This is a genomic window from Streptomyces sp. TRM68367 (assembly GCF_014495685.1).
Lineage (GTDB): Bacteria > Actinomycetota > Actinomycetes > Streptomycetales > Streptomycetaceae > Streptomyces.
Genome location: NZ_JACTVI010000111.1, coordinates 1 through 23,889 on the forward strand (window position 1 = coordinate 1; position 23,889 = coordinate 23,889).

At 70.6% G+C, this 23,889-nt stretch carries 20 protein-coding genes and 4 pseudogenes; 6 read left to right on the plus strand and 18 right to left on the minus strand.

Translation table 11 applies throughout. From position 1 onward, the window contains the following. Nucleotides 1-199: 199 nt before the first annotated feature. The 5 genes and pseudogenes from H8R17_RS38860 to H8R17_RS38880 all read right to left on the minus strand — a co-directional run bounded on the left by H8R17_RS38860 (nt 200) and on the right by H8R17_RS38880 (nt 5,782). Nucleotides 200-954 (minus strand): annotated as a pseudogene (locus tag H8R17_RS38860) (VOC family protein). A 48-nt stretch (nt 955-1,002) separates the two neighbouring features. Continuing rightward, the gene (locus H8R17_RS38865; RefSeq protein WP_187827909.1) at nt 1,003-1,362 is read right to left on the minus strand and encodes a GtrA family protein; all 360 of its coding nucleotides are present in this window, start codon (nt 1,360-1,362) and stop codon (nt 1,003-1,005) included. Then, nucleotides 1,362-2,312 (minus strand): glycosyltransferase family 2 protein, encoded by a 951-nt coding sequence (locus tag H8R17_RS38870; protein ID WP_187827910.1) that lies wholly within the window; start codon nt 2,310-2,312, stop codon nt 1,362-1,364. The genes H8R17_RS38865 and H8R17_RS38870 overlap by 1 nt, the downstream gene beginning before the upstream one ends. Before the next feature lie 313 nt (nt 2,313-2,625). After that, a pseudogene (locus H8R17_RS38875) lies at nt 2,626-3,204 on the minus strand (YfhO family protein); the annotation flags it as partial. Between the two features lie 94 nt (nt 3,205-3,298). Beyond that, nucleotides 3,299-5,782, minus strand: coding sequence for an alpha-L-arabinofuranosidase C-terminal domain-containing protein (locus tag H8R17_RS38880; protein WP_187827911.1), 2,484 nt, complete (start codon nt 5,780-5,782; stop codon nt 3,299-3,301). Between the two features lie 157 nt (nt 5,783-5,939). Here H8R17_RS38880 and H8R17_RS38885 point away from each other — a divergent pair, with 157 nt between their 5' ends. Beyond that, nucleotides 5,940-6,386, plus strand: a complete 447-nt coding sequence (locus tag H8R17_RS38885) for a DUF6314 family protein (protein WP_187827912.1) — start codon at nt 5,940-5,942, stop codon at nt 6,384-6,386. On the opposite strand, the pseudogene H8R17_RS38890 reads toward H8R17_RS38885, so the two are convergent. Both H8R17_RS38890 and H8R17_RS38895 read right to left on the minus strand, forming a co-directional pair. Then, a pseudogene (locus H8R17_RS38890) lies at nt 6,368-6,930 on the minus strand (histidine phosphatase family protein). The gene H8R17_RS38885 and the pseudogene H8R17_RS38890 sit on opposite strands and share 19 nt — an antisense overlap. 200 nt (nt 6,931-7,130) lie before the next feature. Continuing rightward, the gene (locus H8R17_RS38895; protein ID WP_187827913.1) at nt 7,131-8,582 is read right to left on the minus strand and encodes a PLP-dependent aminotransferase family protein; all 1,452 of its coding nucleotides are present in this window, start codon (nt 8,580-8,582) and stop codon (nt 7,131-7,133) included. Here H8R17_RS38895 and H8R17_RS38900 point away from each other — a divergent pair. Both H8R17_RS38900 and H8R17_RS38905 read left to right on the plus strand, forming a co-directional pair. Then, complete coding sequence (locus tag H8R17_RS38900) at nt 8,581-9,501, plus strand: DMT family transporter (RefSeq protein ID WP_187827914.1); 921 nt, start codon at nt 8,581-8,583, stop codon at nt 9,499-9,501. The genes H8R17_RS38895 and H8R17_RS38900 overlap by 2 nt on opposite strands. 93 nt (nt 9,502-9,594) lie before the next feature. Beyond that, on the plus strand, nt 9,595-9,789 hold the full coding sequence (locus H8R17_RS38905; protein WP_187827915.1) for a DUF1918 domain-containing protein: 195 nt from the start codon (nt 9,595-9,597) through the stop codon (nt 9,787-9,789). A gap of 1 nt (nt 9,790) precedes the next feature. Here H8R17_RS38905 and H8R17_RS38910 read toward each other — a convergent pair whose 3' ends face one another. Continuing rightward, the gene (locus H8R17_RS38910; protein WP_187827924.1) at nt 9,791-11,044 is read right to left on the minus strand and encodes a glycoside hydrolase family 10 protein; all 1,254 of its coding nucleotides are present in this window, start codon (nt 11,042-11,044) and stop codon (nt 9,791-9,793) included. A gap of 218 nt (nt 11,045-11,262) precedes the next feature. Here H8R17_RS38910 and H8R17_RS38915 point away from each other — a divergent pair, with 218 nt between their 5' ends. Next, nucleotides 11,263-12,135 (plus strand): 3-hydroxybutyryl-CoA dehydrogenase, encoded by an 873-nt coding sequence (locus H8R17_RS38915; protein WP_316959665.1) that lies wholly within the window; start codon nt 11,263-11,265, stop codon nt 12,133-12,135. Between the two features lie 194 nt (nt 12,136-12,329). Beyond that, nucleotides 12,330-12,587, plus strand: coding sequence for a hypothetical protein (locus H8R17_RS47965; RefSeq protein ID WP_187827916.1), 258 nt, complete (start codon nt 12,330-12,332; stop codon nt 12,585-12,587). On the opposite strand, the gene H8R17_RS38925 is transcribed toward H8R17_RS47965, so the two are convergent. From H8R17_RS38925 to infC, 10 genes and pseudogenes are all read right to left on the minus strand, one after another. Then, nucleotides 12,584-13,129 (minus strand): NUDIX hydrolase, encoded by a 546-nt coding sequence (locus H8R17_RS38925; protein WP_187827917.1) that lies wholly within the window; start codon nt 13,127-13,129, stop codon nt 12,584-12,586. The genes H8R17_RS47965 and H8R17_RS38925 overlap by 4 nt on opposite strands. Nucleotides 13,130-13,294: 165 nt before the next feature. Continuing rightward, on the minus strand, nt 13,295-14,635 hold the full coding sequence (locus H8R17_RS38930) for a transcriptional regulator (protein ID WP_187827918.1): 1,341 nt from the start codon (nt 14,633-14,635) through the stop codon (nt 13,295-13,297). A gap of 50 nt (nt 14,636-14,685) precedes the next feature. After that, nucleotides 14,686-15,540 (minus strand): SpoIIE family protein phosphatase, encoded by an 855-nt coding sequence (locus H8R17_RS49580; RefSeq protein WP_399477872.1) that lies wholly within the window; start codon nt 15,538-15,540, stop codon nt 14,686-14,688. Nucleotides 15,541-15,566: 26 nt separating this feature from the next. Then, nucleotides 15,567-18,080, minus strand: coding sequence for a phenylalanine--tRNA ligase subunit beta (gene pheT, locus H8R17_RS38940; protein ID WP_187827919.1), 2,514 nt, complete (start codon nt 18,078-18,080; stop codon nt 15,567-15,569). Further along, complete coding sequence (gene pheS, locus H8R17_RS38945) at nt 18,080-19,225, minus strand: phenylalanine--tRNA ligase subunit alpha (protein ID WP_187827920.1); 1,146 nt, start codon at nt 19,223-19,225, stop codon at nt 18,080-18,082. Before pheS ends, pheT begins: the two co-directional genes overlap by 1 nt. A 147-nt stretch (nt 19,226-19,372) precedes the next feature. Then, nucleotides 19,373-20,512 (minus strand): ATP-binding protein, encoded by a 1,140-nt coding sequence (locus H8R17_RS38950; RefSeq protein ID WP_187827921.1) that lies wholly within the window; start codon nt 20,510-20,512, stop codon nt 19,373-19,375. Between the two features lie 53 nt (nt 20,513-20,565). Next, on the minus strand, nt 20,566-21,414 hold the full coding sequence (locus H8R17_RS38955; RefSeq protein ID WP_187827922.1) for an RNA methyltransferase: 849 nt from the start codon (nt 21,412-21,414) through the stop codon (nt 20,566-20,568). A gap of 106 nt (nt 21,415-21,520) precedes the next feature. Next, entirely contained in the window at nt 21,521-21,904 is a 384-nt protein-coding gene (rplT, locus tag H8R17_RS38960) for a 50S ribosomal protein L20 (RefSeq protein ID WP_016642495.1), read from the minus strand. 116 nt (nt 21,905-22,020) lie between these two features. Beyond that, nucleotides 22,021-22,215 (minus strand): 50S ribosomal protein L35, encoded by a 195-nt coding sequence (rpmI, locus tag H8R17_RS38965; protein WP_067031856.1) that lies wholly within the window; start codon nt 22,213-22,215, stop codon nt 22,021-22,023. Nucleotides 22,216-22,328: 113 nt separating this feature from the next. After that, nucleotides 22,329-22,986 (minus strand): annotated as a pseudogene (gene infC, locus H8R17_RS38970) (translation initiation factor IF-3). Nucleotides 22,987-23,322: 336 nt separating this feature from the next. Between infC and H8R17_RS38975 the strand changes: the two are divergent. Then, nucleotides 23,323-23,679 carry a DUF1844 domain-containing protein gene (locus tag H8R17_RS38975; RefSeq protein WP_187827923.1) on the plus strand — a complete coding sequence of 119 codons (357 nt, stop codon included), beginning with the start codon at nt 23,323-23,325 and terminating at the stop codon, nt 23,677-23,679. Nucleotides 23,680-23,889 lie beyond the last annotated feature (210 nt).

Genomic DNA, 23,889 nt, shown 5'->3' on the forward strand with positions numbered 1-23,889 from the left:
CAGGTGGACTGGCAGTTCACCACCCACGATGCACGCATCAAACTGCGTCACCTTTATCCCAAATATTAGCCGCGACAGTCTACTAGCCGGAGCGGACAGATTCCTGGAAGGTACGCGGCGTGCGGTCTCGACGACCAGCGGGCGCCACGGCGGCCAGTGCTGGAAGTTGTCCGTCCCGGGCCGGGCAGCAGGCTCCGCGTCAGGACGGGGCGAGCACGCAGAACTCATGGCCCTCCGGGTCGGCCAGGCAGGTCCACGGGACGTCGCCCTGGCCGACGTCGAGGTCGGTGGCGCCCAGAGCCCGCAGCCGGGCCACCTCCGCTGCTTCGTCGTCACCGGGATACGGCAGCAGGTCGAGATGGACGCGGTCCGGCACTCTTGACGTCGGGCGTGCGGAGGAACTCGAGATACGGGCCGACACCCTTGGCGGAGCGCAACGCCGCATGATCGTCGGTCACCTGATGCAGGGTCCAGTCCATCGCCGCGCCCCAGAACCGGGCCATGGCCTGCGGATCCGTGCAGTCGACCACCACCGCGGCGATCGGCCCGGTGTCCCGGCAGATCCCCCGAGGCTCCAGCACGCAGAACTCGTTGCCCTCGGGATCGGCGAGGACGGTCCACGGCACTGTGCCCTGGCCCACCCGGGCGGGCGTCGCACCGAGAGACTCAAGGCGCGCGACCAACTCCGCCTGATGGGCCGCAGAGGTGGTGGCGAGATCGAGGTGCACACGGTTCTTCGTAGTCGTCTTGGGTTCCGGGACGGGAACGACGTCGAGGCAGACGGCGCCCGGGTCCGGCCGGACGAAGCCGCCGACGGGTCCGACGTAGGTGGTCACGCCGGGTCGGAAAACACTCCAGCCGAGCGCCTCCGCCCAGAACCGGCCGACCGCCAAGCCGTCAAGCCGTCAAGCCGTCAAGAGCCTTTCTGTTCACCTGAACAGGTCGCAGTGCCATGCCGGCGATCCTATGCACCCGCTCTGCAGCACCATGTGCAGCGCCGAGTCACAGCAGCATGATCACCCGGGACACGGCGAAGGTCACCGGAATCGCCGCCGCGGAGGCCAGCAGGGGAGCGAACTGGTTCCCGGCGTGCAGGACGTCGACGATCACGTACACACCCACGGTGGTGATCAGGAAATTGGTGGCGTTCGTCAGCGGGAACAGCAGGAATTTCCGCCAGGTCGGCCGTGTCCGGTAGGTGAAGCGCGCATTGAGGAAAAAGGATCCGGTCATGCTGAGAAAGAAAGCGAGAATGTGGGCGATGAGATAAGGCAGACGCAGCAGGAACAACAGGTAGAGACCGTAGTACGTGGCCGTGTTGACGACACCGACCACCGCGAAGGCGAAGATCTGTCTGCGCATCAGGGAATGAGGTCTTTCGTGCGTTCCACGTTGGTCGCCTTCACCAGGAAGTGCGGACGCCCCTTGACCTCGTAGTAGATCCGGCCGGTGTACTCCCCGATGACCCCCAGCATGACCATCTGCACACCGGCGAGAGCGGTGACGGTGGTGATGAGCGTGACATAGCCGGGTGTCCGCACACCCTGGACGAGCGCGGCGCCCACGATCCACGCCGTGTACAGCCCGGCGCACACCAGCAGGGCCATGCCGAGGTGGAGGGCCGCGCGCAACGGCCGGTTGTTGAAGGAGAGCAGTCCGTCGAGCGCGTAGTCGAGCAGGCTGCGGAAGGACCACGAGCTGCGGCCGTGTTCGCGTACGGCGTTCTCGTACTCGAAGGTGGTGCCGGGGAACCCCACCCACGCGAACAGCCCCTTGGAGAAGCGGTTGTACTCGGTCAGTTGCAGGACCGCGTCCACCACACGCCGGGACAGCAGCCGGAAGTCGCCGACGCCGTCCACGAGCTCCACGTCGACGAGACGGTTGACGATCCGGTAGTACAGGCGGGCGGTGAGGGTGCGGGTGATCCGGTCGCCGCTGCGGGTGCGCCGGGCGATGACCTGGTCGTAGCCCTGTCCGCGCAGTTCCACCATGCGCCTGATCAGTTCCGGCGGGTGCTGCAGGTCCGCGTCCATGACGATCGCGGAGTCTCCGGTGGCGTGGTGCAGGCCGGCCAGCAGCGCCGCCTCCTTGCCGAAGTTGCGGCTGAAGGAGACGTACCGCACGCGTGGGTCGAGGCCGGCCAGGTGCTGGAGCACGTCGAGGGTCCGGTCGCGGCTGCCGTCGTCGACGTAGACGAACTCCATGTCGTGTCCGAGCGGCAGGAGTTCCTCCGCGACCTTGTGGATCCGGTCGTGGAACCGCCCGATGGTCTCTTCCTCGTTGTAGCAGGGTGCGACGATCGAGATGAGCATGGTTCTCTCCCCCTGGCGGTGTGGTCAAAGAGCGCTGGTCGTGCGCTCGCGCGGTCGTGTGGTCGTTCGTGGTGCCGTGGCACGCCGTCGGCGGACGGCGGCGCGGGCGCCGAGCAGGATGAGGGCCAGCAGCGACACGCCCCCGACTGCCGTCCCCAGCCGCAGGCCGGGCGGGTGGAACGTGCAGGTGACGGTGGTCGAAGAGCCGTCGAGGGGTACGGCGATCAGCCCGTAGTACTCCCTGGCGGGTACGGCGGGAGCGACGCCCGAGGCACGGGGCGCCCCTGGCCGCCCACCAGCAGCGGGTCATTGCCGGCAGCAGGCGGGCCAGCAGGTCCTCGGTCGCCACCGGCGCGAACTGCCTGACCCTGCCGGGGTAGGCGTGCCGGGTTCCGAAGTACACCACCGTCACCAGCGGCGCGGCCAGGCCCACGCCGAGAGCGACGGTCACGCCGGCCCGGCCCGCTGCCGCGAGTCCCTGCCGGCGCGGCAGACCGGAGAGCCACAGCCGGAGCAGCAGCACCAGGCCCGCGGCGAGGGTGGCCATGTACGCGGTGTAGAAGTTGGCGATCCAGGCGAGCGCCACGACCAGCACACCGAGCACCCGGCGCCGTCCGTGCAGCGTCCATTCGCCGACCAGGCACAGCAGTGGCAGTGCGACGAGGCCGTCCAGCCACATCGGGTTGTACGCGGCGTCCGCCACGGTCCAGCCGCACAGGGCGTACGACGCGCCCAGCAGTCCCGCCGCCCACCAGCGGCCGGGGCGCAGGACGAGCAGCAGCCAGGCCATGGCGGCGCCCGCGGGCGCCGCCTTCAGCAGGGTGATCACATAGACGGCGAGGTCGATCTCGTCCCGCGGGAACACCCCCACGAGCAGGGCGAACGGGCTGCTGGGCGTTAATGTCGATGCCCCGGTGAACGCGGTACGGGCGGCCCAGGCGCACTTCGGCGCCTGAGCCGCCCGAGGGAGCCGGAGGCTCCTCAGCTCACCTCTGCTTGATCTTCAGGAACGTGATCGAGTTCGCCGGGAAGGTGTACGTGAACTTGTCGGCGACTCCCCGGAAGGTGGACGTCACCGGGGTGACCGGCGTGTCCCTCTCGGTGTTCACGTCGTCCGGGTGGGCGGCCAGCGTGGTCACCCGCGCGGTGGAGGAGACCTTGGCGCCGCCCAGGTCGACGGCCGTACGGGCCTCCGCGGACTGGGCGTTGACGACCTTGACGATCAGGTCACCGGTCTTCGCGTCCTTGGTCACGACCTGGCGGAACGGCTCGGCCGGCTTGTCGTCGGTGAAGCTGCCCCACTCCTTGCCGTCGAGGTAGAGGGTCACCTGGCGGCCCCGCACCTTGATGTCGATGTCGTAGGCGCGGCCCGTCTCGATCGCCCCCGCCTTCGTCATCAGCGTCCCCTTGCCGCCGTCCACGGCCTGCTCGACGGCGGACTGGGTGTTGCCCCAGCCGCCCAGGTTCCACCAGTAGTAGTTGCCGGTGTCCTTGACGCCGAAGGCGACGAGGAAGCCCTCCTTGCCGGACTTCTTGGTGGCCTTCACATGCAGGTCGTAGTCGTGCCAGCCCGGGTCGCCGGCCTGGACCATGGTGTTCTCGGCAGCGGCGTCCGTCTGCACGTACTGCCCGTCCTGGATGCTCCAGCTGCCGCCACCGGTGTGCTTCCACTTCGAGGCGTCACCGGAGAAGTCGTCGCTGAGCAGCGTGGTGCCGTCCGCGCCGGTGACCTTCACGTCGTCGTACGCCGCGCTGGTCGCCCAGGTCGACAGGCCGACGGCGCCGGTGATCGGGCCGCTGGTGTCCGGCGTGCCGGTCGCCTTCGACGGGACGACGCGGTCGCCGACGTTGGTCATGAACAGCTTCTGGACCTCGTAGTTGGCCGAGTTCCAGGAGGCGTGGTTGTTGAACCAGATCATGTCCGGCCGCCACTGCACGTAGTCCTCGTTGGCGAGCAGCGGGGCGTACGAGGCGAGCTTGACGATGTCCGCGTTGCGCTCCAGGCCGGTCATGTACGCGGCCTCGGCCAGGCCGTTCTTCCAGGCGTTGCCCTGGGAGGCGTACTCGCCGAGGAAGACCTTCGGGCCCTTGCGGTCGTAGGAGTCGTAGCGGTTGTTGTTCTGCAGGAACCACTGCGGGTTGTTGTAGTAGTGCTCGTCGACCATGTCGACGTTGCCCTCGCGGTTCAGCTTCCAGGCGGTGTCGAAGGTCGTGCCGCTGTCGTCCGGGCCGGAGTTGGAGATGACGGTGATGTCCGGGTACTTCGCCTCGATCGCGGCGCGGAACTGCTTGAACCGCTCGAAGAACTCGCTGGGCAGGTTCTCCTCGTTGCCCACCCCGATGTGGGTGAGGTGGAACGGCTTGGGGTGACCCATCTGGGCGCGGACCTTGCCCCACTTGGAGGTCGCCGGGCCGTTGGCGAACTCGATGAGGTCGAGGGTGTCCTGGATGTGCCGCTTGAGCAGCGCGGGGTCGTCGGTGGCCTTGTTCTGGCCGCAGCCGGTCACCAGGGCCGGGACGACGGGCAGCGGCATGGCGCCGACGTCCTCCGAGAGGCGGAAGTACTCGTAGTAGCCGAGGCCGTAACTCTGGTTGTATCCCCAGAAGTTGGAGTTGGTGGCGCGCTGCTCGACCGGGCCGATGGTGTCCTTCCACTGGTAGCTGCGCTTGCGCTGCCAGCCGGAGGCCTCGCTGTAGTCCTGCATGGAGCCGGTGTTGACCAGGCAGCCGCCGGGGAAGCGGACGAAGCCCGGCTTCAGGGCGGCGATCTTCTCGGCGAGGTCCTTGCGCAGGCCGTTCGGCTGCTTCTTGTAGGTGTCGCGCGGGAACAGGGACACCATGTCGAGGGCCGCCGCGTCGGTGGCGGCGACGGCGAGGCGGCCGCGGCTGCTGGTGCGGGCCGCGGTGAACGTGGCCTCGTACTTGGCCCAGCCGCCCTTCACGGCCACCTGCCGGGCGGTAGCGAGGCTGCCGGCGGCGTCCTTGAGGGCGACGGTGAGGGTGCTGCCGGCCTCGGCACGGGCCCACACCGAAAAGTCGTACTTCTTGCCCTGCTCGACCCGGATGCCGGTGTTGTAGCCGGAGTTCGTCACGGACGAACCGGCGCCCAGGGAGAGGTAGTTGCGGTTGCGCTCATTGAGCCGTCCGGAGTCGTTCACGACCTGCGCCGTGCCGGAGACCGCCCAGGAGGTCAGCGGGGTGTACGAGCCGTTGTCGGCGGTGGAGTACTCGAAGGAGCGGTTCTGCACGAGCTCGGCGTACAGACCGCCGTCGGCGGCGCGGTTGATGTCCTCGAAGAAGACGCCGTACATCGTCTTGTCGATCTTCGCGCCCTGGGCGGCCGGATCGACGGTGATCGCATAGTCGGTGACGTCCTCGGCGTGCGCGGGAGCGGGCACGAGGGCGGCGGCCGTCAGGAGGGCGGTCGCGGTGAGACCGACTCTCCAGCGGGCGCGGGTGGTGCGTGACATGGATACTCCGCGGCTCGGTAGGGGGAGTTATGGAGTTGTTCGCTTCGTTCGTTCGATATTTCGATCGGCGGTCAGCACTTCGAACGGCAAGATAGGGAGGGGGCAGAGGCGCGTCAATGGGTCGTGCAGTAACGGATGGGACGGAGTGCGGGACGGAATGGGCGAGTTCTGGCCAGTGCGGGACGTACTGGCGTTTCTCGCGGGACGGTGGAGTGTCACGCGGTCGGTCCGGGATCTCGCGAGCGACGACACGGGACACTTCGAGGGAACGACCGTCTTCGGCCCCCTGGAGGACGGTGACGGTCTGCTGCACCAGGAGTCCGGCACGTTCACCTGGCGGGGCGCGGCGCGGCCCGCGGAGCGCACGCTGCGTTTCCTGCCCGGGAGTTCACCGGGGACGGCGGACGTACGGTTCGCCGACGGGCGCCCCTTCCACGGCCTGGACCTGACCTCCGGGCACCATGTCGCCGCCCATCCCTGCGCGGCCGACCTCTACCGCGGCGAGTTCACCGTCCGCAACGCGGACCACTGGCGGACGGTGTGGCGGGTGCGGGGCCCGGCGAAGGACCTCGAACTCACGACTGACTACGCGCGCGAAGTCTGAGCCGAGGCTCCCTCGAAGCGCAGGCTCCAGCGCCCCGCCCGGCCCGTGACCGTCGTCGTCGACAGCGGACGGACGTCGATGTTCCAGTACGTCGAGGGCGGTGCCTTCAGGGCGTAGACCAGGGCGGCGCGGATCACGGACGGCTCGGCCACGGCGACGATGCGGCCGCCGTCCTCGACGGGCCGGGTGTCGAGCCAGCCGCCGACGCGGGTGATGAAGTCCAGCAGCGACTCCCCGCCGTGCGGCGTGCCGCGCGGGTCGGCGAGCCAGGTGTCCACCGCCCCCGGCTCCCGCGCCATCGCCTCGCCCAGCGTCAGCCCGCGCCAGCGGCCCATGCCGCAGTCCCGCAGGGCGAGTTGCGCCAGCGGCTATACCCGAGGGCGTCGCCGGTGGCGCGGCTGCGGGGCGTCGGCGAGCAGTAGCGCAGCTCGGCCGCCGCGAGTGGCAGCAGGTCAGGGGCGACGCGCTGCGCCTCGCCCCAGCCGGCCTGATCCAGCGGCCGGTCGTCCTCGAAGCGCTCCGCGAGCAGCGGGGAACTGCGCACGGCGGCGACAAACGTGACCGAAGTGCCATGCGGGGATCCTGAGGCGCGGGAGTACGCAGGTCAAGAGACGTTCCTGGGCGTCACGCAGGGGGTGCCCGGGTCTTACTGACCGAAAGCGAGCACCATCCACTGGTCCGGCCGGTCCAGCGGCCCGAACCCGAGGTTCTCGTACACCCCGGGATCTTCACAGGAGAGGTCCCTCATGTGGAACGTTTTCCGGGGAGCAACGGCTCGCAGGCCGTGCGCAGGCGCCGTACGCCCTCGGCGATCTCCCCGGTCCCGGCGACCGCCGTGAAACTCAACCGGATGTGGCCGGCCGGGGGTTCGGCGCTGAAGTAGGGGCGGCCCGGGGTGACGGACACGCCCGCGCGGAGGGCGGCCGTCACCAGGGCCGACTCGTCCGTTCCGTCGGGGAGGCGGAGCCAGAGGTGGTAGCCGCCGGAGGGGATGTGCGGCAGGGCGAGGCCGGGGACCTCCAGGCGCAGCGCGGTCGTCATCGCGTCGCGGCGGGCCCTCAGCTCCGCGGCGATCGCCCGCAGATGGCGGGTCCAGGCGGGCGAGCCGACGAGTTCGAGCGCGGCCTCCTGGAGCGGCCGGGGCACGAAGAAGGTGTCGACGACCTGGATGGCGCGCAGCCGGTGCAGCACCGGACCGCGCGCGGCCAGCGCGCTCACCCGGAAGCTGGGCGAGGTCGCCTTGGTCAGCGAGCAGACATGGACGACGACTCCGTCGGCGTCGTCGGTGGCCAGCGGGCGCGGCAGCGGACCCGCGTCCTCGTGCACGAGCCGCCGGATGAAGTCGTCCTCCACGACGAACGCGCCGGCCTCGCGCGCGATCCGCAGCACCTCGCCGCGCCGCTCGGCGGAGAGCACGGCGCCGGTCGGGTTCTGGAACAGCGGCTGGCAGACGAACACGCGGGCACCGGTCGCCCGGAACGCGTCGGCCAGCAGCGCCGGCTTCACCCCGTCCGTGTCCACCGGCACGGGTACCGGCCTGAGGCCCGCCGCCCGGGCGATCGCCAGCATGCCGGGGTACGTCGGCGACTCGACGAGCACGGGCGCGCCGGGCGGGGCCAGCGCCCGCAGCGCGGTGGTCAGCGCGGACTGACCGCCCGCGGTGATGAGCACCTCGGCGGCGGTGATCGCGCCGCCGATGCCCCGGGCGAACCACTCGCGCAGCTCAGGCAGCCCCTCCAGGGGCGGCCGCCCCCAGGCGCCGGGCCGCCGTCCCGCCCGGGCCAGAGCCGCCGCCATGGCCTTCTCGGGCTGCAGCGACGGATGGAGGTAGCCGCCGCTGAACTCGATCACGCCGGCCGGCGGAGCGGCGAGCGAGACTGTGACACCCGAGGCGTCCACGGTGCGCGGTACGAGGTCGGAGACGCCGTCCGCACTCAGGGCGACCTCCTGCCAGGAGGTGTCCTCGGCGGGCGGGGCCGTCGTCCGGGGCTGCGCGCGGAACGCGCCGGCACCGGGCCGGGTGACCACCGTCCCCTCGGCGGCGAGCTGGGCCAGGGCGCGCGAGACGGTCACGGGGCTCACCCGGAACCGTTCGACGAGCGCCCGGCTGGACGGGAGCTTTCCACCTGCCGGATAGCGGTCCAGCTCCTGCCGCAGCTGTTTCGCGAGTTCATCGACGCTGCTACGCTCTTGCATGAGGACACAGAATAGCGCTACCGCACCGAGGTCGATAGCAGTCGAAGTCGGCGCCCCGGCCGGGCGAACCGCCGGCACCCTCCAGGCGGCCCTCGGCGTGACCGCCTTCTCACTGACCTTCCCCGCCACCGCCTGGGGCCTGGAGGGCTTCGGGCCCTGGTCGCTGGTGGCCGTACGCTGCGTCCTCGCGGCACTGATTGCCGGCGGCTGTCTGCTCGCGCTGCGCGTCCCGCTGCCCGCCCGGCGGCACTGGCCGGGCCTCGCGGTGGTGGCCGGTGGGGTCGTTCTCGGCTTCCCGATGCTCACCACGCTCGCCCTGCGGACGTCGACCACCGCGCACGCGGCCGTCGTGGTGGGGCTGCTGCCGCTGACGACGGCCCTGTTCTCCACTCTGCGGGTCGGCTCCCGCCCGTCCCGCACCTTCTGGACGGCGGCCCTCGCCGGTGCCGCCGCCGTGCTCGCCTTCACCGTGCAGCAGAGCGGCGGCGCCCTGACGGCGGCGGACGCGTACCTGTTCGCGGCACTGCTGGTGTGCGCGGCCGGCTACACCGAGGGCGGGCGGCTGGCCCGGGCCATGCCGGGCTGGCAGGTCATCGGCTGGGCGCTGGTGCTGTGCCTGCCGCTGGCCGCGGCGGGCGCCGGGCTCGCCCTGGCCCACGAGCCCGTACGGCTGACCGTGCACGGGGTGACGGGGCTGCTGTGGGTGGCGGCGGGCTCGCAGTTCCTCGGCCTGGTCGTCTGGTACCGGGGCATGGCGGCGATCGGCATCCCGAAGGCCAGCCAGTTGCAGTTGGCCCAGCCCCTGCTCACACTGGTGTGGTCGGTGCTGCTGCTGGGAGAGCACCTGACGGTGGCCGCCCCGCTGACGGCGGCGGCGGTGCTGGTCTGCATCGCCGTCACCCAGCGGACCCGCGGCTGAGCAGCGCGCACGGGCCGGTCCCGACCGGACCCGGGCGCCGTAAACTCGAGGCCACGGACCGCTGCTCCCGCACCAGGTGAGGAGGCCCTACAGATGCGCGCAACCGTGGGCGACCAGCTTGTCCAGCACGGCAGGGTGGTCGGTCAACACGACAAGGTCGGCGAGATCGTCGAAGTACTGGGCCAGGAGGGCAATCCCCCGTACCGCGTCCGCTTCGAGGACGGGCACGAGGGCGTGTGCTCCCCCGGTCCCGACACCGAGATCCGGCACAAGGCCGAACAGCAGTAGATCAGCGCGGGGGCTTCGCCGGCTGCTGGTAGTGGTCGGCGACCACCCGCGCCATCGCTCCGATCGGATCCGTCGCCACGTCCTTGGCGGCGAAGTACATGTGCCCGCGCACCTCCGGGTGCTTTCCGGCCAGCGTGAGGTGCCGGGAGAGCTCGGCCGGGTCCTGCCAGGCCTTGGGCTGCGCCGGGTCGCCCGCCTTGTACAGCGCCTCGCCGACGTACAGCTTCGTCCTGCCGCCCCGCGCGACCTCTGCCCACCACGGCACGAGGACCGCATAGTTTGCCGGAACCTGCTGGTCAAGAGGTTGTGCCGACCAATACAGCTGCGGGCAGAGGTAGTCGATCCAGCCCTCGCGGACCCACTTGCGGGTGTCTGCGTGCAGGTCGTCGTACGTCTGTACGCCCGCCTGTGTGTCCGAGCCGAGCGAGTCGGTGGCGGCGTTGCGCCACACCCCGAACGGGCTGATGCCGAACTGGGCCGCGGGACGGATCTTCTTGATGCGGGCCGCCGTCTCGCGCACCAGCTTGTCGATGTTGTCGCGCCGCCAGGCGGCCCGGTCCGCGAAGCCGCCGCCGTACGCGTCGTAGGCCGCGTCGTCGTCGAAGGTCTCGCCCGCCACCGGGTACGGGTAGAAGTAGTCGTCGAAGTGGACGGCGTCGACGGGGTACTTCTGCACCGCGTCGAGCATCGCGTCCTGCACGAAGGCCCGGACCTCGGGCAGCCCCGGGTTGTAGTAGAGCTTCCCGCCGTAGGTCACCGCCCAGTCCGGGTGCTTGCGGGCCGGGTGCGAGGCGACGAGCTTCTTCGGGTCCGCGTGGGTGGCGATCCGGTACGGGTTGAACCAGGCGTGCAGCTCCAGTCCGCGGGCGTGGGCCTCCTCGACGGCCGTGCCGAGCGGGTCCCAGCCGGGGTCCTGGCCCTGGGTGCCGGTGAGGTACTGCGACCACGGCTCGTACGGCGAGTCCCACAGGGCGTCGGCGGTGGGCCGTACCTGGAAGATCACGGTGTTGAGCCGGTTCTTGACGGCCCGGTCGAGGTGGGCGATCAGCTCGGCGCGCTGCTCGGCCGCGGTCAGCCCCGGCTTGGACGGCCAGTCCCGGTTGACCACGGTCGCGAGCCACACGCCGCGCATCTCGCGGCCCGCCCGCCGCCGGTCCGGGTCCGATCCGCCCGCCATGGCGGCTCCCGCCGCCACCGCGCCGCCTCCCGCCACGAGTGCCGAGAGGGCGGTCGCCGCGAACGCCCGTCGTGACATCCGTGACTTCCGGTGCAGCATCTTTTCGTTACCTCCGTGTGCCGTGGTCAGGGGCCCACCCCCGGACAGATCCGGGTGCGTTCCGGATCGGCCCGCGACAGCCTTTCATGAGGCACCCGAACGATTGATCACCCTTCGCCGAAGGTAACGTGCGGGTTTGGAGCAGGGACCGAACAACGGTCAACCTGCCACAGTCGTGGAACGGCGAAGGGGACGATGTGACCGGAATCTCCGGAGATATAGCACGCGTCGGAGTGGTGGGCTGCGGCCAGATGGGAGCGGGCATCGCCGAGGTGTGCGCCCGCTCCGGCCTGGAGGTGATGGTCGCCGAGACCACCGGCGAAGCCCTGGAGATCGGCCGCACCCGGCTGTTCAACTCCCTGGTCAAGGCCGCCGAACGCGGCAAGATCACCGCGGCGGAGCTGGACGAGACGCAGGCGCGGCTGTCGTTCACCACCGACCTCGGCGAGTTCGCCGACCGGGAGCTGGTGATCGAGGCCGTCGTCGAGAACGAGCAGGTCAAGACCGAGATCTTCCAGGTGCTCGACCACGTGGTGACCCGGCCGGACGCGATCCTGGCCTCCAACACCTCCTCCATCCCGCTGGTCAAGCTGGCGGTCGCCACGGCGCGGCCCGACCACGTCATCGGCATCCACTTCTTCAACCCGGCCCCGGTGCAGCAGCTCGTCGAGCTGATCCCGGCGCTCACCACCTCCGAGGGCACGCTCAGCCGGGCCCGGGTCTTCGCCGAGAAGGTGCTCGGCAAGCACGCCATCCGCGCCCAGGACCGCTCCGGGTTCGTGGTGAACGCGCTGCTGATCCCCTATTTGCTCTCCGCGATCCGGATGTTCGAGTCGGGCATCGCCAGCCGCGAGGACATCGACAACGGCATGGAGATGGGCTGCGCCCACCCGATGGGCCCGCTGAAGCTGTCCGACCTGATCGGCCTGGACACGGTCGCCTCGGTGGCGTACTCGATGTACGAGGAGTACAAGGAGCCGCTGTACGCCGCTCCCCCGCTGCTCCAGCGGATGGTCGACGCGGGCCGGCTGGGCCGGAAGACGGGCTCCGGCTTCTACACGTACGACTGATTACGGACGGTCAGAATCCGGCCATGTGCACGGGCCCGGCACCGGAGAAGGTGCCGGGCCCACGGCATACGCACACCGTGTGCGCGGCGGGCTCGCATATGCCTGTCGCACACTCTCCCCATGCCTCCACCAGGCGAGTTGACTCGTCACGCGCATGCCAGGGATGTGAGACGACTACGGAAAGGAGCGGACTTGTGACCGCCGATCCCGAGCATCCCGCCGTCCCGGGAGAACTCGCAGAGTTACGACGCCGCCTGGACGTGGCCTACGCCCGCGTCGAGGGCGGGCTGGCCCTGCTGAGCCATCGCACCGAGGAGACCGCCAAGGAACTGGACGAGTTGAGCGCCCGCATCGTCACGCTGGAACACCGGCGCTGGCCCCTGTCCTCGATCGCGGCTGTCACGGCCGTCGGAGCACTGGTCGTGACGGTCTGGCAGTCCCTCGGCCGTTAGGGCAGGGTGTCCTGGCCGAGCCTGAGGTGGTGCAGGAGCAGTAACGCGGCCGCCATGTTGGCGGCCGGGACCTCGCCGCGGGCGACCATGTCGGGGACGAGCTTGAGGGGGACCCATTCCCTGCGGTCCGACTCGAAGTCGTCCACGGGGTGTCCGATGTACTCGCCCTCGTCGGCCCAGTAGATGTGGTGCCGGGCGTCGGTGAGCCCGTTGGACGGCTCCACGCTCATCAGGTGCCGCAGGGGTCCCGGCCGCCAGCCGGTCTCCTCCTCCAGTTCCCGGGCGGCCGCGCGGGCGATGTCCTCGCCGTCCTCCACCACACCCGCCGCGAGTTCCCACCCCCAGCTGTCGGTGATGAAGCGGTGCCGCCACAGCAGGAGGACCTCGTTGGCCTCGTTCACCACCGTGGCCACGGCGACGGGCCGCAGCCGTATGAGGAAGTGGTCGAGGTGCCGGCCGTCCGGCAGTTCCACATCCGCGAGATTGACGCTGAACCAGCGGTTTGAGTACACAGTTTGTTCGTTCTGCTTCATCCACTGCACGGTTCTGCCACCTTCCGCCGAGTAGATGGCAATATCGCAGCAGGAGCGGTCTCGCAGCAGGCGCACAGCGAGCCGCTCACGGCGCAGCGGTAGGCGCAGGGTGCCGTGGGGCGGTGGGCCGGTCCTCTCCCGGAACCGGGGCCGCGGGCCGTGTCGCGGCGGTCGCTACAGCGGTACGCGCAGGGCCCCGTCGATCAGTTCCGCGGCCTCGGCCGTGCCCGCACAGCCGTTGCGCACCAGGCGTTCACGGACCGCCCGCAGTCTGTCGCGCAGGCGCTGGGACTCCATTCCCCGGGCCTGCTCGGCCATCTGCACCGCGGTCGCCACCGCCTTGTCGGCGTTGCCCTGCCGCAGTTCGATCGTGCTGAGCATGGCGAGCCGGTGCACCCGGCCGCGGTCGTGCGCCGGGTTGTCGACGGCGGCCGCGGCGTGCTCGGCCGCGGCCTGGAGTTCGCCGAGGCTGAGCAGCGCCTCCGCCACCTGGACGTTGACCAGGCCCGGCTGGACATAGCCGGTCTCGTCGGGTTCGTAGCCACGCCGGATGCGATCAGCGGCCTGTTCGGCACGCCGGATGCAGGACAGGGCGCTCGTTCCGTCGCCGAGGTGGGCGTACGCCTTCGCCTGCATCGCGTACAGGTCTGAGGCGAGCGCCGGGGTGATGTGCCGGCCGGCGGCGCGCAGCGCGGCCTCGGCGAAGGCGACGGCCTGCCGGTACTCCCGCATGAACAGGGACTGGTTGACCAGCAGCGCGATCACATAGGCGCCGAGTCCCCGGTCGCCGCTCGCCTTCGCGAGCCGCAGCGCCTGGTGGAAGTAGCGCTGGGCGAGGCCGTGCGCGTCGGAGTCGTAAGCGCAGATCCCGGCGACCGCCACCAATCCGCCGGTGGCCCGGTGCAGGTCGCGGCCGGTGGCGTCGGTGTAGCTGCCGCGCAGCAGCGGGGCGGCCTCGGTGTTGAGGAAGCCGACGATGCGGGAGCGGGTCGCCACCCCGCCCGCCTTCCGGTACATCTGCTCGTAGTGCGCGCGGGCGGCGCGCAGCATGTCGATGTCGCCGGTGGTGACCCGGTGAGGGCCGCCCCGGGAGACGTCGACGTCCTCGGGCGGATTCTCCCACTCCCACACGGGCATCACCGCGGGCGTGCCGGTGAGGGCGGGCGCACCCAGGATGTGCGGGCGCTGCTGCTGGTCGGAGCGCCACAGGGCGGTGGCGCGCTCGACGAAGCCGGACAGGGAACCGGCGTGCGGGGCGGACGGTTCGCCGGGCACGCCGAGGCCGATGTCGTCGAGGGTGACGGGCCGGTGCAGCCGGGCGGCGAGCACCTCGCAGATCAGGTCGGGCACCTGGCCGCGCGGCCGCTGTCCCTTCAGCCACCGCGCCACGGCGGTGTGTTCGTACCGGAGCGCCAGCTTCCGCTTGCGCCCCGCCTGGTTCACATGGGCGGCGAGACCGGCATGGGAGATCCCGGCCTCGTCCAGGATCGCGTCGAGCAGAGTGTTGGGCTGCATTCAGGCCCCCCCCCGGGTGGCTGGGTGCCGCCAGATTAGTGGGTCCGCCTTCACACGGGGTGTGAACGGAGTGCTCGAATCCGCAGCGTACGCGCGCTATTGCGGAGAGTTTCCAGCCGGTTGACTGAAATGCCTCGCAAGAGGCCGGCCGGGCCGCCGGCTCCCCCTCGTACAGTGCGGCGGCCCACATCCGCGCCGTCCGCCCGGCCGCCTGCCCGACACTCCGTGGCGGGGCGGACGGCGTGCCGCGGCATCCCGGCCCGGCGGGAGCACCGGAGCGCACCGCTCCCGGCGCACGTGACGCTTCGCGGCCTCGACGTCACGTGAGGCGGTGCGCCCGGTGTCCGACGGGTTCTCCGGCCTGCCGTACCACCCGGGTGCGGTCGTTGCGCAGCACGAGTACGGCCACGTCGTCGGCGGGCCGGCCACCGGTGTGGCGCAGCAGCCGGGCGAAGACGGTGTGCAGCACGTACTGCGGTGTCACGGACCCGTCGCGGACGGCCTGTTCGAGCACGGCGGTCAGTGGAAAAGAACCGGCCATGACCGTCCCGCGCATCCTCGACACCGTCCGTGTGCAGGAACAGCGCCTCGCCGGGCACCAGATGACCGCAGCACACGGCGGGCAACTCGGCCGGCAGCGGGAACGGCCCGAGCGGGGGCAGCGGTTCGACCCGAGTGAGGGGCTCGACCTGGACGCCGGTGATCCGGTACGGCCACGGGTGCCCGCAGTTGAGGGCGTGCACCTCGCCGTCCGCGCGGATCTCCAGCAGCAGGAGGGTGACGAACTCCTCGGCGACCGGGCTGTCGGGGGCGGGATGCCCGAAAGGGGCGCGGGTCTGTGTCGATATGCGGCTCCGCCGCGTGGCGCGACAGCCACAAACAAGCCGCAGCCGCCGAACAACCACAGGCAGCCCCCGCCCCCTCAGGGGTCCTAACTCCGCAGAACCGCCCCCATACGCTCACCCGCGAGGGCCACCGCAGCGTCCCGCGCAGCCGACGCCTCATCAACCGTCAGCGTCCGATCAGCCGCCCGGAACCGCAACGCATAGGCGAGCGACTTCCGCCCCTCACCCAACTGCTCCGCGTTCTCGTACACGTCGAACAGCCGAATACCCTCCAGCAGCTCCCCGGCGCCTTCCCGCAACGCCGCCTCGACATCCGCCGCCGGAACCATCGCATCGACGACCAGCGCGACATCCTGCGTAGCCACCGGGAACGTGGAGATACCCGGCGCCTGCGGCACCCCGTCGCCCACCTGCTCCAGCGCATCCAGGTCGAGTTCCATCGCACAGGTCCGCGCAGGCAACCCCAGCGCCTTCACGACCCGCGGATGCAGCTCACCGGCATGGCCAATGACCCGCTCCGCACCCTCAGCGGCCACCGCCAGCTCCGCGCACCGCCCGGGGTGCCACGGCCCGTACTGGCTCTTGCGGACAACCAGCTCGGCCCCGGCCTCCCGCGCCACCGCACGCCCCGCCTCGATCGCGTCGGCCCAGTCGGCCGGCCGGCCCTTGCCCCACCAGCCGGACTGCTCGCGGGCGCCCGCGACGACGACGGCGACGTGCCGCGGCTGCTCGGGCAGCGCGGCGTTCAGCTCCGCGATCTCCTCGTCCGTGGGGCGCCGGTCGACGGGCAGCCGCACGGCGACGCGCTGCTCCTCGCGCGGACGGAACACCAGCCCCGTCTCGAACAGCGCCAGGTCGTGCGAGCCCCGCCCGTCGTTGCGCCGCAGCGCGCCGAGCAGACCCGGCAGCAGCGAGGTCCGCAGCGCGGGCTCCTCGTCGCTGAGCGGGTTGGTCAGCTTGACGACGCGGCGGGCCGGGTCGTCGGCGTCCAGGCCGAGCTGGTCGAAGACCTGCTCGCTGACGAACGGGTAGTTCGGCGCCTCGACGTACCCGGCCCCGGCCAGGGCCCGGCCCACCCGGCGGTGCAGCCGCTGCCGGTGGGTGAGACCGCGGCCGGCCGGCGGCTTGGGCAGCGTGGACGGCAGGTTCTCGTAGCCCTCCAGGCGGATGACCTCTTCGGCCAGGTCGTTCGGGTCGGTGAGGTCGGGCCGCCAGGACGGCACGGTGACGATCAGCTCGTCCTGCCCGTACACGTCGCAGCCGATCTCCTGCAGTCGCCGTACGACGGTCCCGCGGCCGTAGTCGACGCCGGCGACCTTGTCGGGGTGGTCGGCCGGGATGGTGATGGTGCGCGGCGCGGACGGGGCGATGGCCTCGGTGACGCCTGCCTCGGCGGAGCCGCCCGCGAGCAGTACCAGCAGGTCGACCGTGCGCTGCGCGGCAGCGGCGGCGGCCTGCGGGTCGACGCCGCGCTCGAAGCGGCGGGACGCCTCCGAGGACAGCTTGTGGCGGCGGGCCGTGCGCGCGACGGAGACCGGGTCGAAGTGGGCGGCCTCGATCACCACGTCCGCCGTGGCGCTCTCCAGGTTGTCGTGGTCGGCGATCTCGGTGTTGGCGCCGCCCATGACACCGGCGAGCCCGATCGGGCCGCGCTCGTCGGTGATGACCAGGTCCTCGGGGTCCAGCGTGCGCTTGACGCCGTCGAGGGTGGTGAGCTGCTCGCCCGGCTCGGCCCGGCGCACGCCGATCGCGCCCTGGACCAGGCCGCGGTCGTAGGCGTGCAGGGGCTGGCCGAGCTCCATCATCACGTAGTTGGTGATGTCGACAGCGAGCGAGATCGGGCGCATGCCGACCTTCTGCAGACGGCGCTGCAGCCAGATCGGGGAACGTGCCTCGGGGCTCAGGCCGGTCACCGTGCGAGCCGTGAAGCGGTCGCAGCCGACCGGGTCGGCGACCTGCACCGGGTAGCCGAAGGCGTTCGGGCCGGGGACGTCGAGCAGGGCCGGGTCGCGCAGCGGCAGGCCGTAGGCGATGGCGGTCTCGCGGGCGACGCCGCGCATCGACAGGCAGTAGCCCCGGTCGGGCGTGACGGCGATGTCCAGGACCTCGTCGGCCAGCTCGAGCAGCTCGATGGCGTCCTTGCCGACCTCGGTCTCCGGCGGCAGCACGATGATGCCGTGCGTGCCGTCGTCGCCCATGCCCAGCTCGGAGCTGGAGCAGATCATGCCGTGCGAGACGCGGCCGTAGGTCTTGCGAGCGCTGATCGCGAAGCCGCCGGGCAGCACGGCGCCCGGGAGGACCACGACGACCTTGTCGCCGACGGCGAAGTTGCGGGCGCCGCAGATGAGCTCCTGGGGCTCGCCAGTGCCGTTGGCCTGGCCGACATCGACGGTGCAGAAGCGGATCGGCTTCTTGAACTCCGTCAGCTCCTCGACGGTCAGCACCTGACCGACGACCAGCGGGCCCTTGAGGTCGACGCCGAGCTGTTCGACGGTCTCGACCTCGAGCCCTGCGGAAACGAGCTTGGCCTGCACGTCGCGCCCGGTCTCCGTCGCCGGCAGGTCGACGTACTCCCGCAGCCAAGAAAGCGGGACCCGCATCAGATCTCCATCCCGAACGGCCGGGTGAACCGGACGTCACCCTCGACCATGTCTCGCATGTCCTCGACGTTGTGGCGGAACATCAGCATCCGCTCGATGCCGAACCCGAAGGCGAAGCCGCTGTACTTCTCCGGGTCGACGCCGCAGGCGACCAGCACCCGCGGGTTGACCATGCCGCAGCCGCCCAGCTCGATCCAGCCCTCGCTGGAGCAGGTGCGGCAGGGCCGGTCGGGGTTGCCGACGGACGCGCCCTTGCAGACGTAGCAGAGCATGTCCATCTCGGCGCTGGGCTCGGTGAAGGGGAAGAAGTTCGGCCGCAGCCGGGTCTTCATGCCCTCGCCGAACAGGGACTGGACCATGTGGTCCAGGGTTCCCTTGAGGTCGGCCATGGTCAGGCCCTCGTCGATGGCGAGCAGCTCGACCTGGTGGAAGACGGGGGTGTGGGTGGCGTCCAGCTCGTCCGTGCGGTACACGCGGCCCGGGCAGATCACGTAGACCGGCAGCTCGCGGTCCAGGAGGGACCTGATCTGCACGGGCGAGGTGTGGGTGCGCAGCACGAGACCGGAGTCGGTGCCGCCCTTGCCCGCGGCGGAGCCGCCATTGGATGCAGTCTGGACGAAGAACGTGTCGTGCTCGCCGCGGGCCGGGTGGTCCGGGCCGATGTTGAGGGCGTCGAAGTTGAACCACTCGGCCTCGACCTGCGGGCCCTCGGCAACCTCGTAGCCCATGGCCACGAAGATGTCCTCGATGCGCTCCGAGAGTGTGGTGAGCGGGTGCCGGGCGCCGGCCGGTACGCGGTCGTAGGGCAGCGTGACGTCCACCGCCTCCTCGACCAGCACGCGCGCGTCCCGCTCGGCCTCGAGCTCGGCCTGGCGGGCGGCGAGGCCCTTGGTCACGGCGCCGCGGGCCTGGCCGACGCGCTTGCCGGCGTCGGCCTTGGCGTGCGGCGGCAGGGCGCCGATCTCGCGGTTGGCGAGGGCCAGCGGGGAGGTGGGGCCGGTGTGGGCGACCTTGGCCTCGTGGAGCGCGTCGAGGGAGTCCGCGGCGGCGAAGGCGGCGAGCGCCTCGTCCCGCATGCGCTCGATCTCTTCCGGTTTCAGTGTCTCGACCTCGACAGGGTCGTACGACTTGTTGGGTGCCGACATCTCTTCCCGTGCTTCCGATTGGCTGGCGGATGGTCCCCGTACCGACTCGTGGACGGATCGTCACGGCTTTTGGGACACAAAGGTGCCAAAGGCTGAGTCTAACGGGGTTGAGGTAGGCGAATGCGCCCGTGGGGCTCGGGCACGCTCTCAGGTGAGATACGCCGGGGCCGCCACGGGCAACGTAAATCGGAACTCTGCGCCGCCGCCGGGGGCGCGGCCGACCGTGATGGTGCCGCCATGGGCCTCGACGATGCCCTTGACGATGTAGAGCCCGAGGCCCGTGCCGCCGCGCTTGCTGCCCCGCCAGAAGCGGGTGAAGACGCGGTTCATGGACTCCTCCGGGATGCCGGGCCCCTCGTCGCTCACCGTGACCGACGTGGCTGCGTGGTCATGGCCTTCGCCCTCGCGGGGGGACGCCGTGGCCATGATGTCAATCGTGACGGTTCCCTCGCCGTGCCACACGGCATTTTCCAGCAGGTTGCTGAGCACCTGGTCGATCTTGTCGGGGTCGGCCCACAGGTCGGGCAGCGGCTGCTGGACCCGCAGCAGGAACCGGTCGGCGGGCTGGCCCGCGGCGACGTACGCCTGGATGTGCCGTCCGACGGCGGCACCGATGTCGACGGGCTGCCGCCGCACCTCGAGCCGGCCGGAGTCGATCCGCGAGATGTCCAGCAGCTCGGCGATGAGGCGGGTGACCCGGTCGGCGTCGGCGTCGACGGTCTCCAGCATCAGCCGCTTCTGGTCATCGGTGAAGCGTTCCCACTTGGCGAGCAGCGTGGCGGTGAAGCCCTTGACCGACGTGAGCGGCGAGCGCAGCTCGTGGGCGACGGTGGCGATCAGCTCGGCGTGACTGCGCTCGGTGCGGCGCCGGGCCTCGGTGTCGCGCAGGGTGACGACGACGCGATGGACGGCTCCGGCGGGTTCGCAACGGACGTACCGCGCCGAGACGAGCACCTCGCGCCCACCGGGCAGCAGCAGATTGCGCTCGGGCTGCCGGACCCGGATGGCGAGGCCGCCGTACGGGTCGGTCACCTGCCACCAGCGCCGGCCTTCGAGATCCTCTAACGGCAGGGCCTTCTCCAGCCGCTGCCCCAGCGCCTCGTCGGCCGGTACGGTGGTGATGCGCTCGGCGGCGCGGTTGAAGCAGACAACGCGGCCGTGCTCGTCGGCGACGACGAGGCCGTCGGGCAGGTCGTCGGGGTCGAGGCCGGCGAGGTCAGCGGACCGGTGCGCGGGCGGGCGCCGCACCTCCCGTGCCCCCGGTGCACTGCTCGTGCCGACGCTCATCCCCGTACCCCACCTCTCAACGGTCGCAGTGGGTCCCCGAGCTCGTCACCCTACTAGCTCTCGGTGACGGAGCGGCACCCTCCGGAGGCGCGCTGTGCACGGGCCGACGCATAGAGACATACGGCGGCGGCGGTGGCGAGGTTCAGGCTCTCGGCCTTCCCGTGAATGGGGACGCGTACGACGGCGTCCGCGAGGGCGCGGGTCTCCTCCGGGAGCCCCCAGGCCTCGTTGCCGAACACCCACGCGGTGGGCCCGCCCATGCTCTCCTTGTCCAGCTCGTCGTCGAGGTCGCGGTCCCCCGCGCCGTCGGCGGCGAGCACCCGCACACCGACGCCCTTCAGCCCTTCGACCGCCTCTTCCACGGGCACACCGACGGCGACGGGCAGGTGGAACAGCGACCCGACGGAGGCCCGCACGGCCTTCGGGTTGTACAGATCCACCGACGCGTCGGTGAGTACGACGGCCTCGGCACCGGCGGCGTCGGCGCACCGCAGCACGGTCCCGGCGTTCCCGGGATCCCGCACATGCGCGAGTACGGCGACGAGTTTGGGCCGGGCGTTCAGGATCTCGTCGAACGGCGTGTCCAGGAACCGGCAGATCCCGACGAGGCCCTGCGGCGTGACGGTGGTGGAGATGTCGGCGATGACCTGCTCGGCGGCGAGGTGCACACGAGCACCGGCGTCACGGGCCTCACCGATGATGTCGGCGTACCGCTCCGCGGAGTCCACGGTCGTGAACAGCTCGACGAGAGTCGATCCGTACCCCGCCGCCTCCCGCACGGCCTGCGGCCCCTCCGCGAGAAACAGCCGCTCCTTCCCGCGGACGTTCCGCTTGGCCAGCCGCCGCGCGGCGGAGACGCGGGGGGAACGGGGGGAGATCAGCTCAGGGCCGGCAGAGGGCATGCTCTTCACTTTCGGTAACCACTTTCCTGCACTACCCAACACAACGGACCCGCAGGCAAGAACCCACGGGTCCGTTCACTCACGTCGGCCTGAAGCCGGCGCAGCGTCACGCAGCCTTCGGTGCGTTGACGTCGCTCGGCAGCGCCTTCTGGGCCACCTCGACGAGCGCGGCGAACGCGTTCGCGTCGTTGACGGCCAGCTCGGCCAGGATCTTGCGGTCGACCTCGATGTTCGCGGCCTTCAGACCCTGGATGAAGCGGTTGTACGTGATGCCGTTGGCGCGGGCGGCGGCGTTGATCCGCTGGATCCACAGTTGACGGAAGTCACCCTTGCGCTTCTTGCGGTCGTTGTAGTTGTAGACCAGCGAGTGGGTGACCTGCTCCTTGGCCTTGCGGTACAGGCGCGAACGCTGACCGCGGTAGCCGGAGGCCTGCTCGAGGATCGCCCGGCGCTTCTTGTGGGCGTTGACTGCCCGCTTGACGCGTGCCACTTGTTAACTCCTTGTAGCGGGGCCGCGGTTTCCTCACACGGCCCGAAATCGATTGGGTCCCGGTCCCTGACGTACGTACGGCGCTCGGTGCGCGTTCCGCGCTCCGCGCGTTTACGTCACTTGCCGAGAAGCTTCTTGATCTTCTTGGCGTCGCCCGGGGCCATCTCGGCGTTGCCGGTGAGGCGGCGCGTCAGACGGGACGACTTGTGCTCGAGGTAGTGGCGCTTGCCGGCGCGCTCACGGAGTACCTTGCCGGAGCCGGTGACCTTGAAGCGCTTGCTGGAACCGCTGTGCGACTTGTTCTTCGGCATAGCGCCGTTCTCTCCTCATGGGTGGCGCTCCGGTGCCCGGTCGCGAGAACCGGGCACGATGGAGCGTCGCTCTTGTTTCGGTTACTGGCAGGGGACTGGCGTCCCCGCGGGGATCACGCCTCGGCGGGCTCCTCGGACGGGGCGTCGACGGGGTTCTGCGAGCGGCCGGGGTTGGCCTTCGCAGAAGCCTTGCGGGCCTCCTGCGCCTGGCGGGCCTCGGCCATCGCCTCGGTCTTCTTCTTGTGCGGACCGAGGACCATGATCATGTTGCGGCCGTCCTGCTTCGGGTTCGACTCCACGAACCCGAGGTCCTGAACGTCCTCGGCGAGCCGCTGCAGCAGCCGGTAGCCCAGCTCGGGCCGGGACTGCTCGCGACCGCGGAACATGATCGTGATCTTGACCTTGTCGCCCTGCTTGAGGAACCGGACGACGTGACCCTTCTTGGTGTCATAGTCGTGCGGGTCGATCTTCGGCCGGAGCTTCATCTCCTTGATGACCGTGTGCGCCTGGTTCTTGCGCGCCTCACGGGCCTTCATGGCCGACTCGTACTTGAACTTCCCGTAGTCCATGAGCTTGCACACGGGCGGACGGGCATTCGCCGCGACCTCGACCAGGTCCAGGTCGTACTCCTGCGCAAGCTCCAGTGCCTTCGCGAGCGGCACGATGCCGACCTGCTCGCCACTGGGACCGACAAGTCGCACCTCGGGAACGCGAATCCGGTCGTTGATGCGGGGCTCGGCGCTGATGGATCCTCCTCGGTTAGCACCACACGGCAGTCTGGCGGACAGCCGCGTACGTTATTCGTTCGTGAGACCTAACCGCGCCGAAGCAGAAAAATGCCCCGGACGATCACAGGCGGGGCTCCTCGAACTACCGGAGCACCTACGCGAGGATCGCGGGGCGCGATTTCGGGCGGATCGCCGTCGCTGGGACGGGGCCGCCTGACCGGTGACCCGCCGCCCTGAGGGCAGCCAGGTGGGAGTTCGAAAGCCTCCACTTGTGGGCCGGGCACATACGCGTCCGACCGGTCACTGTCCATAGTACACGCAAAGCCGTGCCGTCGACCCGCGGCGGAGGCCGGACGGCCGGGGCCCTAGTGTGTGGGACATGAGTGACACCCCTCCTGAGAACCCCGACTTCGACGCCATGGCCCGCGACATCGCCGAGGTACCGGCGGTCGAGGTGATCGTGACGGTCGCGGTCAACCTGATGAGCGCCGCGGCCGTGAAGCTCGGCCTGACCGAGGAGGGCGACAAGTACAAGGACCTGGACGAGGCCCGCAAGCTGGTGCACGCGCTGGCCGGGCTGCTGGACGCGTCCGCGACGGAGATCAGCTCCTTCCACGCCGCGCCCCTGCGGGACGGTCTGAAGTCGCTGCAGATGGCGTTCCGCGAGGCGTCGGCCGTCCCGGACGAGAAGGGGCAGGGCCCGGGCGAGAAGTACACGGGCCCGCTCTACGGCTAGTGCCCCGGCAGGCAACGTTCGTCGCGACGCCCGGCACGCCCTCTCGCCAGTACGAGGGCTTCCGGCCGGCACGCCGAGAGCACGCACCGGACGCCGCTCCTTGACGGGCAAACGTTGCCTGTCGGGGCACTAGTAGACTGTCGCGGCTAATATTTGGGATAAAGGTGACGCAGTTTGATGCGTGCATCGTGGGTGGTGAACTGCCAGTCC